At 78.2% G+C, this 1,571-nt stretch carries 2 protein-coding genes; one reads left to right on the top strand and one right to left on the bottom strand.

Translation table 11 applies throughout. The features are described 5' to 3' along the window. The first annotated feature begins 119 nt into the window (after positions 1-119). Positions 120-1,391, top strand: coding sequence for a hypothetical protein (locus CTKZ_RS20280; RefSeq protein ID WP_124344597.1), 1,272 nt, complete (start codon positions 120-122; stop codon positions 1,389-1,391). Here the strand turns inward: CTKZ_RS20280 and CTKZ_RS21790 are convergent. Beyond that, positions 1,369-1,571 (bottom strand): hypothetical protein (locus CTKZ_RS21790; protein WP_200829855.1); only part of this gene is annotated, 203 nt, incomplete at its 5' end. The two genes, CTKZ_RS20280 and CTKZ_RS21790, sit on opposite strands and share 23 nt — an antisense overlap.

Raw genomic sequence — 1,571 nt, 5'->3', positions numbered from 1 at the left:
GCCGCGGAGACCCGCGCGACCGCGACGCTCCTGCCGGTGTTCGCCCCCGTGTTCACCGGCGGCGTCGTGCGCGGCCTCGCGCTCGCCGCGCGCGCTCGCGTCGCCCGGCGCCGCGTCTCGTGAGCGCCCGCCGCCCCCGCGCCGACGGCATCGGCACGATCGGTGCCGCGATCGCCGTCGCCAGCGCAGCCGGGTGGCTGCTGCAGCTCGTCGTGGGCCGCCAGCTGGGCCCCGCGCAGTACGGGGAGTTCATCGCGTTCTGGGGCGTGGTCTTCGGCATCGGCGGCTCGCTGTCGACGCTCGAGCAGGAGGTCGCGCGACGTGCCGCCCGGTCCGAGCTCGTGCAGACGCCGTCGACCGGCTCCGTCGCGGTCGTCGCGGCGCTGCTCGCCGGGGCGGTCGGCGCCCTCACCCTCGTGCCCGCGGTCGCGGACCGCGTCTACGGCGGCTCCGCGACCGTGTTCGGCACGATCGTCGTCCTGACCTCCGTCGGCTTCGCCGCGCAGTTCGCCGTCCGCGGTTACCTCGTCGGCACCGCCCGCACACGCTCCTACGGGCTGATCGTCGTCGCCGAGGCCGCGCTGCGTCTCGTCGTGCTCCTCCTGGTCCTCGTCGCGGGGGTGCTCGACCTCACGACCGCCGCGCTCGCGGTCGGGGTAGGGTCGTTCGCGTGGCTCGCCTGGCCGCGCGCCACCGCCACCGTGCTGGGCAGCGCGCGCACCCTGCCGACCGACCTGCGTGCCGCGGGCGGCCGCGCGGTGTCGCTCCTGGGCGGCGGTGCGCTGACGGCCGCCGTCATCACCGGCTTCCCCACGCTCGTCACGGCCCTCACCGGCGAGGCTCCCGGAGCGGCCGGCGGCGCGCTCTTCGCCGCGCTCACCGTCTCGCGGCTGCCCCTCCTGCTCGTGTCGCCCGTGCAGGCCGTCGCGGTCCCGCGCGTCGCGCGCTGGCGTGCCGACCTCGACGAGGGGCGGCCGTCGCCAGCCGGCCGGGTCGTGGTGCTCGGCACCGTCGCCGCGGTGGGTGTCGCCGCGCTCGGCGGGGTCGTCGGCGCCCTGATCGGCCCGTGGCTGGTCCAGCTGCTGTACGACGAGTCCTACGTCGTCTCGCCCGCCGCGGTCGGCGTGCTCGTGGCGTCCGCGTGCCTGCTGGCGTGGCTGCTGCTGCTGTCGGCGGCGCTCATCGCGCTGTCGGCGCACCGCACGATGGTCGCGACGTGGCTGTCGGCCACGGGCGCGACGTGCGTCTGGCTCCTCGTGAGCCCCTGGCCGCTCGTCCCGACGACCGTGGCCGGCGCGCTCGTGGGCCCCGTCGTGGGCCTCGTCGTCGCGCTCCCCGCGGTGCGTGCGCGTCTGCGCCCCGCGCCCGTCAGCTCGCCGGCGACGTCCTGACGGACGGCTCGACCGGACGGCCCGTCGCGCTGCCGCCTGCCGGCGTCGTGCCGCCGGCGGTCGTCGTGCCGTCCTCCGCGGTCGTGCCGTCCTCCGCCGTGCCGTCGGCCGCCGGCACCGCGACCGCGGGACGCTCGCCCAGGACCTCGTCGGCGGGCGCGGGCGTGCGCAGCTCCGCGG

Origin of the sequence: Cellulomonas algicola, from assembly GCF_003851725.1 — a bacterium.
In the GTDB taxonomy this organism is placed as follows: domain Bacteria; phylum Actinomycetota; class Actinomycetes; order Actinomycetales; family Cellulomonadaceae; genus Cellulomonas; species Cellulomonas algicola.
This window is presented reverse-complemented; position numbering and strand designations above follow the sequence as displayed.